Origin of the sequence: Chitinophaga sedimenti (assembly GCF_023156195.1) — a bacterium.
GTDB lineage: Bacteria > Bacteroidota > Bacteroidia > Chitinophagales > Chitinophagaceae > Chitinophaga > Chitinophaga sedimenti.
The window spans coordinates 4,914,858-4,930,760 of record NZ_JAKUKA010000001.1; the positions used below are offsets into that span (position 1 = coordinate 4,914,858).

A 15,903-nucleotide genomic window follows, 5' to 3' on the forward strand; every position below is an offset into this window, starting at 1 on the left:
CCCGATATAAGCTTCACTTCTTTTTTAAAACGAAGGGCGCTTCGTTCCTGGTTTTGAGGTGCGCATTGATGCCGGCCATCAATCCCTGGCAGGCAGCTTCCTCATATCCGGTAGTTCCGTTGATTTGCCCCGCGAAGAAAAGGTTAGAAATGTGCTTAGTCTCAAGTGAAAAAGTGAGTTGGGTAGGAGGGAAGAAGTCATATTCGATAGCGTAACCCGGACGGAACATCCGCACATTTTCAAAACCAGGTACCATTTTCATCGCCTTAAACTGGACATCTTCGGGGAGGGAAGTGGAGAATCCGTTTACATAGATCTCCACCGTATTAAAACCTTCGGGCTCTACAAATAGCTGATGCCTCTCTCTTTCGGCAAAGCGGTTAATCTTATCCTCGATAGAGGGACAGTACCTCGGACCCACACCCTGAATACGTCCCTGAAACATGGGTGAACGGTCGAATCCCGTCTTCAAGGTTTCGTGTACGTTGGCATCGGTATAAGTAATCCAGCAGCTTCTTTGCTCTGATGGCTTGATTTTTTCTACATCGAGATAAGAGAATCCGATTATTTCATCGTCGCCTTTTTGCTCTTCCATCTTCGTATAATCCAGACTTCTTCCATCAATGCGGGGAGGCGTACCTGTTTTAAGACGGTCGCTTTCAAAGCCTAACTCTACCAGTTGCTCCGTAATACCGGTCGATGCTTTCTCTGCTACACGACCTCCACCAAACTGTTTGTCTCCAATATGCATTACACCATTGAGGAAGGTTCCGTTGGTGAGGACTACGGCCTTGGCTTTAATTTCATGTCCCAAACCAGTGATTACCCCGTAACAAACTCCGTCTTTTACGAGAAGGCCCTTAACCATATCCTGGTAAAAATCCAGGTTCGAGGTATTTTCCAATGCTTCACGCCACTTAGCAGCGAAGAGCATGCGGTCATTTTGGGTGCGCGGACTCCACATCGCAGGTCCTTTAGACCGGTTCAGCATACGAAACTGGATCATGGATTGATCGGTAATAATACCGGAATATCCGCCGAGCGCGTCGATCTCTCTAACAATTTGACCTTTGGCAATACCACCCATGGCAGGGTTACAACTCATCTGTGCGATCGTCTGCATATTCATGGTCACAAGTAACACCCGTGACCCCATATTGGCCGCTGCTGCTGCTGCCTCACATCCGGCATGACCAGCACCAACTACAATAACATCGTAAGAAGGGAACATACTTTAAATTTGAAAGTGCAAAGTTAGGCAAGATTTGCTTAGGGTAAGCAGGAAAGATTAATGGTATGTTCCACGTGGAACATTATAAGTACCCTGCATGTAGAGCCGTTAGAAATAGCGCTATAAAAACCTAAATTCTAAGAATGTTCCACGTGGAACATTCTTTAAATAATTAACTTCGTTATAATATTTGCGCCGATATGGAACTAGCACCGCATCACCCCGTTCCAGGGCACACGCATAAAGCAGGTGTTTCTAAATAGTGTTACCAACGTTAGTTATAATACCCAAGCGCATATTTTATCCAGAAATTCTATTTCTGCTTCACTCAAACTATCGGCTGTCTTAACTAGCACGGACAATCAGATCGTAGTATAGTATCGGTGTTTTGCAACGCTAATAACTAAACCTATAAAAGTACACTTAAAGGCATAAATAACATGCTCATGCACTTGACAGATTTATAGACCGATCATCGTTTTATCAATAGTGACTCACAGCTGAGTAGTAAGACAAATCCGCTAGTCAATCGTTAGCAAATTGTAAATATACACGGAACCGGGTCTCAAAGAAGTGTGTAATGTCGGTCACGAAAAATGAAACCGGGCTAAACAGCTCATGTTCCACGTGGAACATGAGCTGAAGAAGTAAACCAACTAATAAACACGACCTCGATAATGCAGCAAGCTTCAAACACCATATCACCTAACACCTCCACGTATTGACTTTGATCCAGCTATCCTTACAAACATCCAACCGCAGAAAGTGTCCGTCGATACTAACGCGCCTTAAATACCCCAACTAGCTTACCTGAAAAAAGACCACGAGCATAAATATAAAACGACGAAAACAAAAACCAGGCAAAATACGACTGTTGAATAGGAGAGGATATCAAAGAAAAAAAGGAGACCTAAATCATATGTACAATTCAATTGGACATAGATGTATATCTTGGGAGAATAACACGCGCTGAACAATTCAACAGCGTAATGGACCCGACTATGAATAAACTACGCTAAATGGAAAAGAAGAGGTACAAGGATCCATCGAAAACTCGGTAGCAAAAACTTCGCTACGTTAATTACCGGAAGACAGCAATCGTGAAGAAGTTTATGGCAACCGGCTATGTGCTAACTTTAAAAGCGCAGGATATAGAAGAAAGACAAATTCAACTGAAATATGATCGTGAATTTTAACAAGCTATCATGATGGCGTTGAGATGTTCAAAAAAGGCCTGCCGTAGCAAGCCCATATAAAAATTGTGAATCTATGCCTCGAAGTACAAATGCAGATACTCATTTTCTTTCGCCCGCATCTTATCCTCCTCCTTCTTCGTCTTATCTTTAAAACCACAAAGATGCAACGCCCCATGAAAAATTACGCGGTGCAGCTCATGTTCAAATGACACCTCGAAGTTTTTGCATTTTCGGCAACCCGATCAACGCTGATGTATATCTCGCCGATGGTAACTCCCGGGGTGGGAGAGAGCTCAAAGGTCACAATATCTGTATAGGTGTCGTGCTGCAAAAACTGTTGGTTGATACCGAGCAAGTATTCATCCGAACAAAAAACATATTGCAGGTCCTCGAGTCCCTGCTCCTCCCGCGCAAAAAGTTCTTCAATAAAATGCTTCAGCTGGTTTCTATTTTTGAGGTTTACCTTCACCTCATGCAACGCAAATTTTACTGCCATATTCAATCTTAAATCTTGATTGTAAAATTATGGTGAAAATTCGGATACATGCCTGCTCTTTTTGCATATTGGTCAGGGTACGGTACTTTTGCTGCGTTATTATATTTCAGGACAGCTCACCCAGACAAATGAGAAACGGCATGATCAAATTATCTTCCCTATCGATCGGAAAAAGCGCGGTTATCCGGGAATTCGAAAAAGATGAAATTCACATCAAACTGATGGAAATGGGATGCGTCCCAGGTGAAACAGTGAAGATTGAAAAAGTGGCGCCGCTAGGTGATCCAATTTCTATCATCGTAGCCGGCTACAATTTATCGCTTCGCAGAACCGAAGCCGATTTTATCTGGGTAGAAGAACTTTCCTAATAAACTGATTTATTTCGTCAAATCATATAAAAGCTGCTCTTCAACGAGCGGCTTTTTTGTGATTTCCTATCCTAAAACAGCATAATAAATCCAACCAAAAGAATAATTATCACTTATTCTAAAACACCAAAAACGAAAAATATAATATATAAAATATTTATTAACAAATAAATATACATTCAGACAATACAGAACATAAAAATTAAAAAGGCCCGGTGCATTTAATCACCGGGCCTTTAATATTCTTTATGTAATTACAATTACAAACCTGCTTTTGCGCTAATCTCCAACATCCGATCAATAGGTTTTTGGCCGCGAGACGTAAATTTTCCTCCATTACGATTTCTGGCTGCTCGTACTCCATACACAGGTACAATTTCTCCAGTGTGTTCAATTTCATATGCGGACAGTCATTACATGCGCAAGCGTTGTTCGGCGGTGCCGGGATAAAAGTTTTACCCGGGTTTTCTTTTTGCATCTGGTGAAGAATGCCCGTCTCCGTCACCACAATGTATTCCTGTGCTTCATCCCGCTGCGAATATTTCAGGATGCCTGTAGTAGATCCCACAAAATCAGCCACTTCCAATACTGCCGCCTCACACTCAGGATGCGCCAGGATTTTCGCCTTTGGATGACGCACTTTCAGTTTTAAAATTTTCTCAAGCGAAAAAATCTCGTGCACCATGCAGGCGCCATTCCACAACACCATATCGCGCCCCGTTTTCTTAATCAAATAAGACCCCAGGTTTCGATCCGGCGCAAAAATGATCGGCTGATCCTTCGGAACGCTTTCGATGATTTTTTCGGCATTAGAGGAAGTACAAATGATATCGCTGAGGGCTTTGATACCTGCAGAACAGTTAATGTAGGATATCACCAGGTGATCGGGATACTTTTCGCGGAACTTGCGGAATAACTCCGGGGCGCACTATCGGCCAGCGAACAACCTGCTTTCAGATCCGGCAGCAACACCTTTTTCTGTGGACTTAAAATTTTCGCGGTCTCCGCCATGAAGTGAACACCGGCAAATACAATAATATCTGCATCCGTTTTAGCCGCCTGCTGACTCAGTCCCGGCTGTCGCCAATATAGTCCGCCACATCCACGGATATCCGGCTCCCCGGTAGTAGTGCGCGAGGATAATCGCATTCTTTTCTTTCTTCAATCGCTCGATCTCCGCAAACAGGTCCATGTTTACATCGACCGGTATATCTAAAAATCCCGATTTTTGCAAATTTTTTTTTCGCTTCCGTAATCTCCTTATTCATAATTATAGATCTAATTTTTTTTTTTAAAAGAGAAAATCCCACTACTACTAGGGAGGTGGATATGTGGAAACCGCATTTTTCTCCTTTTTACAAATAGTTGTTATTATCTTTTTGAGAACTATACACATGTAATTAACACAGCAGTTCCGCACCACTATTGAATTTCAGCTCCTTTATCCACACTGTGGAAATAATTGAGCGTGTATAACCCCTCTCGTGAGTTTCGGGTGGGAAAGTGTGGACAGTTGTTCGTTATTCACCGGCCTTTTTACCCAAACTATTCCCAGGTATAAAGACAAATTTAGTTTTCCCGGGAAAACGTGGGGTGTTTTCCCAGGATTTTCGTGCTTATACCATGTTTTTTAACACCTGATGTGGAAAAATGGGGGTAGAAAACTGAAACCGTGCCGAGAAAAATAATTTCAGAAAAAGGTGGGTTATATCCACTTTTTCACAAAAATCTGTGGATTAACTGGCTTCGATTTTTAAAATGTGAATATCAACACAGCTGTTAAATTTTTGAAAAAAGGCCACCACATTGTATAAAAAGGAGATTATTAATTACTATTTTGTTCATCCTGTTGCCAGCAAAATGTGGATAACCTGTGAAAGAAGAGGTAAAACGGTCGTTTCCCGAATGCCTGAAACCCTTACCAGTATTGGTTTTAAGCCGATAAAAACCTATTTTGCAGTTACAGTAATTTTATTCTATTTTTGCTGTCCTTAAATTTTTATACCATATAATATATGTCAGTAATTCAGAAAATCCGGGATAAAGGCGCGATCGTGATCATCGTCGTGATTTGCGTTGCTATCGTTTCGTTCCTGTTGCAGGATGCCTTTTTGGGAAAAGTTCTATGATCAGCCAGCAGACCGCCGTTGGTAAAGTAAACGGTGAAAGTCTTGAAGCCGCTGACTTCGAACGCCGCGTGTCCGATCAGGAAGCTATGATGAGTCAAAACATGCCTGGTAACACACTGGACGCGGAATCTAAGCAATACATCCGCGAGCAGGTTTGGAACTCCTTTATTAATGAACAGATTACTAAAGTAGAATACGCCAAACTGGGCATCGTAGTAACGGAAGCTGAACTGGCCGATCAGTATTATGGTAAACACCCTCACCCAATGGTGTTGCAGCAATTTGGTAATCCCCAAACCGGCGAATACAATCCGGAAGCGGTTCGTGCCATTCCTCAGCAAATCAGGCAAAGCGGTGCGCAGGGCGAAGAGCTGCGCAGGCAACTGATCAGGTTTGAACAAGGTTTGACCGAATCACTGCTCGACGAAAAATATAAATCGCTGCTGAAGCAAGGCGTTTATTATCCTAAATGGTTAGCCGCCCAGCAGGAAACTGAAGGTAAAGAGCTTGCGAACATCTCTTATGTAAATGTTCCCTACGCTACTGTTGCCGACAGCACCGTTAAAGTAAGTGCAAGTGAAATCAATGATTATATACAGAAGCACAAATCTGCTTTTGAAATGGAAGAAGGCCGCAACATCGAGTATATTACTTTTGATGCATTGCCTTCCGCCGCTGATTCCGCTGCTGCACTGGCTGAGCTGAACTCGCTGAAAGCAGAACTGGATACTATGAAAATGTAGAGGCCTTCGTTAATAATAACTCTACTACTAAATATTTCGACTTCTTCATTCCCAACTCTGCCAGCAGACATCCTTATAAAGATTCTATCAAGAATCTGCCGGTAGGTACGGTGTATGGTCCCTACATCGATCAGAACACCATTGCTTATGCAAAAGTGATCGATCGTAAAGTAATGCCCGATACGGTGAAGTTCCGTCACATCTTTATCGCGATTAAACAGGGTGAATCTGACAGCGCTGCGAAAGCTAAAGCTGACAGCCTTTCCGGCGCTATTGCAAAAGGTGCTGATTTCGCGCAGCTCGTAGCTACTTTCTCTGACGACCAGGAAAGCAAAGCGAAAAACGGCGAATACGAAATGACGCCGAACATGCAGTTTGTACCGGAAATTAAAGACTTTGTTTTTGCAGAAGGCAGCAAAGCTGCTGGTACTAAAGTGCTGAAACTTCCTGTAGGTTACTCTGTACTCCAGGTAATGGAGCAGAAGAATTTGGTCCCGCTATGAAAGTTGCTTATCTGACCAAAACGGTAGATCCAAGTGCTGAAACAACAAACAAAGCTTACTCCGCGGCCGGAGAGTTTGCTGCGAAATATAAAGACAAGGCCGCTTTCGACAAAGCTGTTCAGGAAGCTGGTTTGACTAAGCGCATTGCCAACGACATTCGTTCAACCGACCTGATTGTTCGCGGCTTAGGTGAATCTCAGGAACTGGTGAAATGGGCTTACAAATCCAGCAAAGGTGCTGTGAGCGATGTAATTTCCCTGGACGACCGTTACCTTGTAGCTGCACTGACAGGCATCCGTACCGCGGGTGTTGCTACCGCGGCTGAAGCTGGTCCGCAGGTTGAACCCATCGTTCGCCAGATTAAAAAAGCGGGTATCATTGCTGAGAAATTTAAAAATCCCGCAAACCTGCAGGCTGCTGCTGATGCAACCAAACAGCCGATCATGCAGGCAAAAGACATCACTTTCGTAAACGCTTACATCCCAACCCTGGGCTTTGAGCCGCGGGTAGCAGGTGCTTCATTTGATAAGTCCCTGACCAGCAAAGTATCTGCACCGATCCACGGTCAGGCTGGTGTGTACGTGATTAAAGTGGACGGTTATGTTGCCAACCCGAACAACCAAACTGATTACGCAATGTTGAAAAATGCTTTTGAGCAGGGCTTCCGTGGTATCATTGATCAAACGTTATTCACCGTATTGAAAAAACAGGCGAATGTAACAGACGATCGTGGTAAAATTGCACTGTCTCGCTAGGTATATTAAATTACTGATATACAAGGCCGGCTCCCGAACAGGGGGCCGGTTTTTTTTTATGGAGATAGGCGAAATCTGTTTTTTCGTAAATTTGTTTATCAGAAAGAAATACTATGGAAGAGATAGTTAATAAAGTAGCGCAGAGTGGCATCATCACAATTGACCTCGAAGACTTTTATCCCGAAGGAGAAATTGTGGTATTTGATCTGAAGGATTACCTGTTTATGGAACTGATCCTGAAAGAAAAGGATTTTCGTGCGGCGTTGCAGGGATTGGATTGGGAAGTTTACCGCGGTAAAAATGTAGCGATTACCTGTACGGCCGATGCTATTATTCCAGCATGGGCGTATATGTTGGTGATGACTTACCTGGAGCCGCTGGCGCGATATGCTGCATTCAGCGATGCGGAGTATTTACAACGCAGTCTCTATCTTCAAAAATTATCAGCAATTGATGTGAATGAATACCGGATAAACGTGTAGTGATAAAAGGTTGCGGCGACAAAACCGTTACCGAAGCGGCTTACGTGGAAATCACCAGGCTACTGCGGCCGGTGGCAAAGAGTATTATGTATGGTGAGCCTTGCTCTACTGTACCCGTGTATAAAAAGAAATAAAACTATCGCGCATCAATAAAGGTGCGCGATGCTTATAAATTTAAAACCACCCGCGCTTCCTGAAAAAGGCGATCATCCCCACTAACATTACGCCCATCACCCCTAACGTAATAAAATAACCATTCTTCGTATGCAGCTCCGGAATGTTATCGAAATTCATTCCATAAATACCGGCAATTACCGTGAGTGGCGCCATCAGCGTGGTTACCACGGCGAGCACCTTCATTACCTCGTTCATTTTAAGGCTGGTTTGTGTATGATATAATTCCAGCAGATTTGTTACCATATCGCGATAGTTTTCTGCAAGCTCCGTTGCCTGCACTATATGGTCGTACACATCCTTGAAATATTTCTCCGTTCTTTCCTGCAGCAATTCGTTATCACTTTTCAGCAGGCCGTTTATGAGTTCGCGCACCGGTGAAATGGCGCGTTTAAACAAAAGCATTTCTTTACGGAGATAGTTGATGCGCGCAAGCGTACGTTTGTTCGCCTGGTGCGGGATCACATCTTCCATAATTTCGATACGCTCGCCCAGCTTGTCCATCACAATAAAATAATTGTCGACAATAATATCCAGCAGGGAATAGAAAAGATAGTCGGCTCCCATGTTGCGCAGTTTGGAGCCCTGTATACGCAACCGCTCTCGGATTGGGTCAAACACATCGCGCGCCGGATCTTCCTGGAAAGAAATCACAAAGTTGGGGCCCATCACCAGGCTCACCTGTTCCTGTTCCACAATAGAAGATTCAGGTTTGAAAAATACCATTGGCAGCAGGCAAAACAGGCGGTTTTCTATTTCGTCCATTTTTGCGCGCTGACCTATACTTAAAATATCTTCCTCGAGTAGGTAGTGTATGCCGTACTCTTGGCAGATGTAATTCACTTCTTCCTTCCGGAGTCCGTCGACATTAATCCATTTGATCTTTTGCTATGCCGGTAGGTGGTACATTCCTGCAAACTGGCCATCTGATCTTCCCGCAGTTCTTGCCCATCGTATTCGAACACGGTGATTTTTACCTGCTCGGGTACCGGTCGGGTAAGCACACTCGTTACCGGGTTAAAATTCATGATGCGGGGTTTTCGCGCCTTGAAAGGATTTAATACATCGGGTAGTGGTAACATAGCACGTTTGAGCATTGAACCAATTTTATCCTAAAAATAAGCATTACACCAATTCCGGGCCGCAATCACGTATCTCCATATTTGTCAATTATTTAAAGTTGGATTAACAGGCCGGTAACAAGCGGGCGGTAGCTTCATGTTACCAAAAACACTACGACATGACTCCATTATCTAAGCAATTGCTCCCGGTGATCGGCTTTGGCCTGTTCGCGGGAATCGCTTTTAGCGCGTGTAAAGATTCCGAAAAACCGACCCCGCCGGCTAACGCTGACATCGTACTCAAAAACCACTCTGCAACGCCTGCATTTGTGACGAAGAAAACTGGTTTTGAAAATCTGGAAGTGTACTCGCTCATCGGAAGCGACGATGTTTTGCCTGAAAGCAACTCTTTTGTTTTTGGTGGATCGGCCGATGGTGCCGCACTGCTGAAGCAGAACGACAGGTACCTGATGCTTGTTAATCACGAGGACAATTTCGCTGTAAGCCGCATTACGCTGGACAAAACTTTTAAACCGGTAAAAGGAGAATATATCCTTAATTCCGATGGTGGACAGTGGCGCCTTTGTTCCGCAACACTCGCAATGCCCGCCGAACACGGCTTTGGTCCTATTTATCTCACCTGCGGCGAAAGCAGTGTTGAATCGTTTACTAATGGACTGGATCCGTTTGCCGGTACAACTGATGCGGGCGCCAAACACGAATTGCCCGCACTCGGCCACTGGAGCGCGGAAAACGCAGTACCCCTGCCGAAAAAAGCATACACCGGCAAAACCGTTATTCTTATCGGCGACGATGACAGCGGCGTTTCCGGTGGACAGCTGGCCATGTACGTCGGAAATGGTGTAGGCGATCTGTCGAAAGGTTCGCTGTACATGTTGAAACGTAAAGACGGCAACCAGGTAGAAATGGATATGAAAGCCGGGCAGATGCATGATGTGGAATTCGTAAAAGTAGATGGTTATGAAACCAAGACCGGCGCCGAAATCAACAACCAGGTAGATGTGCTGAAAGCGATCAAATTTGGTCGCGTGGAAGACATCGATTATCGCAAAGGCACTGCTGCTACTGGTCGCGACGTATACTTCAACGTAACGGGCCAGGATAAAAGTGGTGTAAATGCCGATGGTTCGCGTACGAAATATGGCCGTACGTATCATCTCACCATGGATGCAAATGATCCCCTGAAAGGAAAGCTGGAAGTGATTCTCGATGGCGACGATAAAACTGGTCCCGCGAAAGATTTCCAGAATGTGGACAATATTTGTGTAACCGAGAACTACGTATACATCCGGGGAAGATGCTAACACTTATGGTGATGAAACGCATGATGGATACATTTATCAGTACGACATCAAATCGAAAAACCTGAAAGTGGTTTTGAACTGGACCATCACCGCAATGCCACCGATGCCGCAAAATATGGCAGCGACCCTACTACGAAAAAAGGCAGCTGGGAATATGGGGCGCTGGTAGATGTAAGCGATATCACCGGTGTGCCCGATATGTTTACGCTGTGCGTACAACCGCACTCCTGGACTGGCGCTAAATACGCCGGTGTGGACGGCGGAAAAAAACGCCCGACAGAAAATCAGGCGAGCCAGATCCTCGTGATTAAAGGTTTGCCGAGATAATATTTAGCCCCAGAAACATTCCGGTTAACCAATCCCCTGCTCCATTTTAGGAGGGGGATTTTTTCCTTTTATGATGACTAAATTTTAATAAAATGCGTGTAATCGTAATTGTTATGGTGCTTTATGCAGTCGGGATTGCCAGTATTACCGCAGGCAAACGTCCCGAAGGTATTTCCGCGCAGGGCAGGAGAGTAAAAACATGGTACCGGTTACAGATCGACGAATTGAAATCCGATGCAACCGCGCTGCTGAAGCGGATTTCTAACGGTGAAAACAGCCGGGACGTACAAACAGCCTTCGCAAATGCCCGCCGCAGTTACAAACGGCTCGAAACCCTGGCGGAGTATTTCACACCCGTTACGGCAAAAGCATTGAACGGTCCCGCGCTGGATGAGGTAGATGCCAATGAACGCGACGTAGTGGAATTGCCTGAAGGTTTCCAGGTGATGGAAGCAATGATCTTTCCGCAGCTGAATGTGGCAGACACTGCGACTTTAAGAATGGAAGCCGCACGTATGGTATCGAACGTGAAGCGGCTGGAACGTACGGCTGAACTGCTCGCGATCACCGATGTACAACTTTTCGACGCGCTTCGTCACGAACTGATTCGCATTACCGCATTAGGCATCAGCGGATTTGATTCGCCCATAGCCGCCGCCAGTGTGCCCGAAACAGTGGCAGCGCTCGAAGGTTGTAAGGCCATCTGGCAATTTTATAAGGAAGACATCGATGACGCGGATAAAAAGTTATCCGCCCAAATCCAACAACAGCTCGATAAAGCAATGGCTTCGCTGAGGGGCAGCTTTAACGAATTTGACCGCCTCACGTTTATCCGTGATCACATTAATCCGTTAAGTGAAAGTATTTTAGCCTGCCGCAAAGTGTTGGCGATTTCTGCACCGGCCGGCCCTTCCTTTTTGCAACCGGAGGCGGCGAATTTTTTTTTCGAAAACGGCGTACAACGCGAGTGTATACGCTGCGAATCAAACCGAAAAAATACTGAAGCACAGGCCGAACTTGGCAAAAAGTTGTTTTACGATCCAGTACTGTCGTTCAATAGCCAACGTTCCTGCGCCAGTTGCCATAAACCAGGAATGGCTTTTACTGATGGCTTGCCAGTGGCGGCTTCGCTGAATGGCAGTGCGGTAATGCGCAATACGCCCACGTTATTGAATGCGGCTTTGCAGTCCAGCCAGTTTTATGATTTGCGCGTGGCCTATCTCGAAGACCAGGTAGCGGATGTTGTGAATAATCCCGCGGAGATGCATGGCTCGCTGGAGCAGGCAGTGAAAAAGCTGCAGGGGGATGAGGCATATAGAAAGTTATTTAACCGGGCCTTCGGCGATATGGCGAACATGCATAGTAAGCAGCTGAAAGTAGCCATAGCTGCATATATCCGGTCGCTTGTCGTGATGGACAGTCGCTTCGACCGCTACATGCGCGGCGAAGAGCAGACTTTGGCAGCCAGCGAAGTGCGCGGCTTTAATTTGTTTATGGGGAAAGCAAAATGCGGCACCTGTCACTTTGCACCGTTGTTTAACGGTAACGTACCACCGAGGTATGAAAAAACAGAAGCTGAAGTATTGGGTGTACCAACATCGGCGGATTCGCACGAAGTGGACACAGATGAAGGCAAATTCAATTTATATAAAGTGGCGCTGCACCGCCATGCGTTTAAAACACCGACGCTGCGTAACATTGCGCTCACAGCGCCTTACATGCACAATGGTATTTACCGTACACTTGATGAAGTGATGGAGTTTTATAATAATGGCGGCGGTGCGGGCTTAGGCATCACGCTGGATAATCAGACCTTGCCAACGGATTCTCTGCATCTTACTAAAGAAGAGAAAGAAGATATTATTGCCTTCCTGGAAACATTGACAGACGAGCCAAAATAGAAACGGAAACCGCCGTGCCAATAGCGCCGGTGTTTTTAGATTGCGCATCCCGGCCATTAAGCCATGATGCGCAATCTATATAGATCATCAGCAGTTAGAACCTAGGCAGCTTGATGTCTGGTTGCCTGCCAGTAGCTGGCCGCTCGAAACCGTCGCCCAGCTTGGCATTCGCGGGTTTAAATCCGCTGGTCCACAAGTAAAACCAGCCATTTTCGGCACCGCCACCAAAGTCGAGGCGATCACCTGCTTTGGCAGTAGCATCATTGGTGAAACGCGCTTTCGTCAGCTCGATCCATTCGCCCTCCGGGGTTTTGATCCAATGATTGCCAAAGTAACCTTTGCGGTGCTGGTGGCCATTTTCAAAACTAAAATTTTCTAAAAAGGAGTAGAGGTGGCCCATGTACTTTCCATCTTTTGGCGCGCGAAAGCTGGCAATTAGTTTCCACTCGTTGTGTTCGGGCACGTAAAAATAAGCGGTGTATAAAGTGGTGGTACCGTCTGGCACGCTGTGCATGAGGAAGCGATAAGTTTCACCGGCTTTCCAGTTGTAAATCCAGTGGCTATGTCCGCCCGTGCCTTCGCCGCCAAACCCGCTTGCCACAACGCTGTCACCTTTGGCCTGTAGCGTTACCTGGTCTTCCCAGCGCACCTTTGAGCGATCGTCAGGCTCCTTGCCGGAATCCCAAACCGAGAAAATAATGCGGCGCTCCGTTGCCGAATTCACCTGCATTCCAAAATAACCGCGATGGAAACCGCATGACATAAAGTAGGTGCCGATTTTATCCTCACCAGCCGGCACTTTGATCTCACCATAAAAGTATTCTACGTTTTTTCCTTCGGGCGGCGTGTAATTCAGGTGCACGGATGCAGAACGCCTCCAGCTTTTCGGATTAAACTGGATTCCTTTTGTAGCCGGACCTTCCAGCGTTACGTCCTTTACATCCGCATATATTTTCCCCTGTTTTTCTATTCCTTTTAAAGTGATGTCATAAAAACCGGGTGTTTTGATTTTCGTTTGTAACGCCGGAATGCTCGCAAAACCGCCGCTGGCTACGGACACGATTTTAGTAACGCCGTTCATCGTAACGCTTACTTTGCTGGGGGCGTCTGACTTTGCATTCAATGCAAGTTTGAGTGTGCCGGGTGTGCTGATGTGGCAATAGAATTGGATAGTCGTGGCACTGTCTGTCCAGTTTACCACACCGTTGCGGCCGGAAATGTCCACACCGTTTTCATTGGGACTGGCGTAGGCGGTAAAGCCGGGAATGGCAGCCGGTGCCGATTCTTGGGCAACGGCACGACCTGCTGCCAGCGATAGCAGCAGTAGAAACATAGATCTCCTCATGTAGGTAATAATTGTGTTTGTACAAATTATGCTGTCGCGCGGCGGGATGCAAGCGGGTGAGGAAAATCTGACAATTGAGTGATAAGTTGATGGGTATTAGGGCAACAGAATATTACAACTACACCATTCCACAAACACCAAATTAAATGCTTTCTTCACCCGTTCCATTTCCCGCGTTGCCGCATCGTTAAAAGCGTGCATGCACAATGTTTTCACCACCCCGTTTTCTTCAATGCCATAAAATTGTGCATTAGGCGTGTTGATAGCGAAGCCGTTACGCACAAATCCAACATGCCCGGAAAACGCCAGACTGCCTACGTCGCTGGTTTTCAGCAGGTTCTTCAATTCGTAAAGGGCAATGAATAACTGCGGTTCCCCGATTCGCTCGCGGACATGTATCTTTTTAAAGATACGCATGCCGTCGTCGTATTCGCGGCCCTCATGAATGCAAACAGCTTTCACTTCCTCCATCTCCGAACCAATAACGCTCAATTTATCAATGTTGATGAATTCCGTTTGCCTCCAGTCATCGTCTGTAAGGTAGGTGACGAAAGCAGGGTAGGGTTGCCACTTTTCTACAGCAGGGAGTTCGTTGGAGATCGTTGGCAGCGAAAAAAAAGCTCATTCACGTTAACGGATTCCAGTCGTTTAAGTGTGAGTGTCAATAACTTGGTTTTTAGAAATATGTCGGCGTGCTCAGGATCGGCTTCCTGTACCTACCAGTTATGGCCGCCTATTTTCAGGGTGGTGGGTATTTCAAAGGATTCGGGTAACTGCTCCTGTGAAAGATCTGATGTACCAAGGGGTTGCCCGGTATCTGCGTCTATAAACATCACCCTGACTTTGTTAGTTTCCTGGTCATTCATTGTTTATAAAGCATAGGTTACCTTAAATATATGATGATTTTTTCTAAAATCGTCATGGAGCTGTTTAAAATAACCGTTAAAAAAAAGCGCCGGTCAGCGCTTTTTTTTTTATACTTAATTTCTACGTTAGCGACGCCCGCCTGAACGAGCCCGATTTTCTTTGCTGCTTTTTTAGAGAGATCGATGATGCGGCCGGCTACAAAAGGGCCACGGTCGTTGATCCGGACCTTTACGGTGCGGCCATTGTCTTTGTTCACCACCTTTACTTTAGTGCCAAACGGCAGCGTTTTGTGGGCGGCGGTAAGTTTTGTTTGCCGGAATGTTTCTCCGTTTGCAGTTTTACGGCCAACGAATTTATCGGCGTAATACGATGCTTTTCCCGCTTCGGTCACTTTACGACTGCACGAGCTCGCGAAAATCAACATAAAAAAGCAGTAAATGATTGGTTTTCATTCGCTAATAATCTGTTTATGAACTGATAACATTTTTGATGTGCTCATTCTTGTTCCGCAAATCGATACCGCCTTCGAGGTATGATTTGAGGTTGGCCAGGTAAAAGGTCCAGCCACCATGGCAGTTTACGTGAATGCCAGACATGCTCTTTTCATCCGTAGGAATGTTGGATTGCACCAGTTGCACCACGGTTTCGTCAGCCTCATTCTGGATGTACACCGATACAATGCAGCTGCCTGCAAACGTAAAGCTGAAGTAATCTTTACCGTTAGACTCACGCACTTCGCCGGTTTGATGAGCATCGTTTCCGTACCCAAACCAGCGCCAGGTGTACTGATCGCCTTTTTGTACCGCACCGCTGCGGGCATGGCCGTCCGGCGTTACAAATTCAGCGCTGCGTAAAAACCATTTTTCCAGGCCTTCGCGGGTGGTCCAGGCGTTGTAAATATCGCGCATGGAAGCCTTGATCGGAATTCTTGTACGAAACTGCGTCCAGTCGTAAGGTTTGGGAGATGTCATAATAAGTGGAATTTTATTAAGTCTGGATA

The 15,903-nt window shown here is 45.7% G+C and carries 13 protein-coding genes and 3 pseudogenes; 7 read left to right on the forward strand and 9 right to left on the reverse strand.

Annotated features, from left to right (window positions below; all coding sequences use genetic code 11):
* Positions 1 to 13: 13 nt before the first annotated feature.
* Both mnmG and ybeY read right to left on the reverse strand, forming a co-directional pair.
* Entirely contained in the window at positions 14 to 1,231 is a 1,218-nt protein-coding gene (gene mnmG / locus MKQ70_RS28175) for a tRNA uridine-5-carboxymethylaminomethyl(34) synthesis enzyme MnmG (protein ID WP_248076798.1), read from the reverse strand.
* Between the two features lie 1,267 nt (positions 1,232 to 2,498).
* A pseudogene (gene ybeY, locus MKQ70_RS28185) lies at positions 2,499 to 2,923 on the reverse strand (rRNA maturation RNase YbeY).
* Positions 2,924 to 3,063: 140 nt separating this feature from the next.
* On the opposite strand from ybeY, the gene MKQ70_RS28190 reads away from it, so the two are divergent.
* Positions 3,064 to 3,291, forward strand: a complete 228-nt coding sequence (locus MKQ70_RS28190; protein ID WP_248076843.1) for a FeoA family protein — start codon at positions 3,064 to 3,066, stop codon at positions 3,289 to 3,291.
* Positions 3,292 to 3,493: 202 nt separating this feature from the next.
* Here the strand turns inward: MKQ70_RS28190 and nadA are convergent.
* Positions 3,494 to 4,440 (reverse strand): annotated as a pseudogene (gene nadA / locus MKQ70_RS28195) (quinolinate synthase NadA).
* Between the two features lie 922 nt (positions 4,441 to 5,362).
* On the opposite strand from nadA, the gene MKQ70_RS28205 reads away from it, so the two are divergent.
* The 4 genes and pseudogenes from MKQ70_RS28205 to MKQ70_RS28220 all read left to right on the forward strand — a co-directional run bounded on the left by MKQ70_RS28205 (position 5,363) and on the right by MKQ70_RS28220 (position 8,037).
* Positions 5,363 to 6,163, forward strand: coding sequence for a SurA N-terminal domain-containing protein (locus MKQ70_RS28205; RefSeq protein ID WP_282456840.1), 801 nt, complete (start codon positions 5,363 to 5,365; stop codon positions 6,161 to 6,163).
* 110 nt (positions 6,164 to 6,273) lie between these two features.
* A complete protein-coding gene (locus tag MKQ70_RS28210) occupies positions 6,274 to 6,666 on the forward strand; it encodes a peptidylprolyl isomerase (RefSeq protein WP_248076886.1) in 393 nt (130 codons plus the stop codon).
* Positions 6,663 to 7,421, forward strand: coding sequence for a hypothetical protein (locus tag MKQ70_RS28215; protein WP_248076889.1), 759 nt, complete (start codon positions 6,663 to 6,665; stop codon positions 7,419 to 7,421). Before MKQ70_RS28210 ends, MKQ70_RS28215 begins: the two co-directional genes overlap by 4 nt.
* Positions 7,422 to 7,534: 113 nt before the next feature.
* Positions 7,535 to 8,037 (forward strand): annotated as a pseudogene (locus tag MKQ70_RS28220) (DUF2480 family protein).
* 40 nt (positions 8,038 to 8,077) lie between these two features.
* Here the strand turns inward: MKQ70_RS28220 and corA are convergent.
* Positions 8,078 to 8,920 (reverse strand): magnesium/cobalt transporter CorA, encoded by an 843-nt coding sequence (gene corA / locus MKQ70_RS28225; RefSeq protein ID WP_248076892.1) that lies wholly within the window; start codon positions 8,918 to 8,920, stop codon positions 8,078 to 8,080.
* Positions 8,917 to 9,174, reverse strand: a complete 258-nt coding sequence (locus MKQ70_RS28230) for a hypothetical protein (protein ID WP_248076895.1) — start codon at positions 9,172 to 9,174, stop codon at positions 8,917 to 8,919. Before MKQ70_RS28230 ends, corA begins: the two co-directional genes overlap by 4 nt.
* 143 nt (positions 9,175 to 9,317) lie before the next feature.
* Here MKQ70_RS28230 and MKQ70_RS28235 point away from each other — a divergent pair, with 143 nt between their 5' ends.
* Together MKQ70_RS28235 and MKQ70_RS28240 are read left to right on the forward strand one after the other, a co-directional pair.
* Complete coding sequence (locus MKQ70_RS28235) at positions 9,318 to 10,463, forward strand: PhoX family protein (RefSeq protein ID WP_248076907.1); 1,146 nt, start codon at positions 9,318 to 9,320, stop codon at positions 10,461 to 10,463.
* Positions 10,464 to 10,882: 419 nt separating this feature from the next.
* Positions 10,883 to 12,691 (forward strand): cytochrome c peroxidase, encoded by a 1,809-nt coding sequence (locus MKQ70_RS28240; RefSeq protein ID WP_248076909.1) that lies wholly within the window; start codon positions 10,883 to 10,885, stop codon positions 12,689 to 12,691.
* Between the two features lie 94 nt (positions 12,692 to 12,785).
* Here MKQ70_RS28240 and MKQ70_RS28245 read toward each other — a convergent pair whose 3' ends face one another.
* The 4 genes from MKQ70_RS28245 to MKQ70_RS28260 all read right to left on the reverse strand — a co-directional run bounded on the left by MKQ70_RS28245 (position 12,786) and on the right by MKQ70_RS28260 (position 15,874).
* Positions 12,786 to 14,036 (reverse strand): DUF3472 domain-containing protein, encoded by a 1,251-nt coding sequence (locus MKQ70_RS28245; RefSeq protein ID WP_248076912.1) that lies wholly within the window; start codon positions 14,034 to 14,036, stop codon positions 12,786 to 12,788.
* 96 nt (positions 14,037 to 14,132) lie between these two features.
* Complete coding sequence (locus tag MKQ70_RS28250) at positions 14,133 to 14,528, reverse strand: hypothetical protein (protein WP_248076915.1); 396 nt, start codon at positions 14,526 to 14,528, stop codon at positions 14,133 to 14,135.
* A gap of 391 nt (positions 14,529 to 14,919) precedes the next feature.
* On the reverse strand, positions 14,920 to 15,327 hold the full coding sequence (locus tag MKQ70_RS28255; protein ID WP_282456841.1) for a septal ring lytic transglycosylase RlpA family protein: 408 nt from the start codon (positions 15,325 to 15,327) through the stop codon (positions 14,920 to 14,922).
* A gap of 43 nt (positions 15,328 to 15,370) precedes the next feature.
* Positions 15,371 to 15,874, reverse strand: coding sequence for an SRPBCC family protein (locus MKQ70_RS28260; RefSeq protein ID WP_248076925.1), 504 nt, complete (start codon positions 15,872 to 15,874; stop codon positions 15,371 to 15,373).
* Between the last annotated feature and the right edge of the window lie 29 nt (positions 15,875 to 15,903).